The following is a 250-nucleotide window of genomic DNA, read 5'->3' as shown; positions in this document are numbered from 1 at the left end:
CGCCGGTCGGGAGTTCGGATCGGGCTCCCTCCGTCTGACCGAGGTCGACGGCGAGCCGTTCCAGTACGTCGCCCTGAGCATCGACGACCACGTCTCCGACCTCGATCTGCGGTCGGAGGACGACCCCGAGGCCGCGGCCATGGCCTGGATGACGCGCGAGGACAGCGCGCCCGTGGACATGCTGGTGGATCGACTCGTCGTCTCGCCCGTCCTGCAGCTGTCCGACACGCGCGGGTTCTGGTACTCCCGC

At 70.0% G+C, this 250-nt stretch carries 1 protein-coding gene; it reads left to right on the top strand.

Annotated elements, in window-relative coordinates; translation table 11 throughout:
- A partial coding sequence (locus AC0IX4_RS23205) for a hypothetical protein (RefSeq protein ID WP_471831433.1) occupies window positions 1-250 on the top strand: 250 nt, incomplete at both ends.

It is taken from the genome of Rhodococcus sp. AC861, from assembly GCF_979256035.1.
This window is presented reverse-complemented; position numbering and strand designations above follow the sequence as displayed.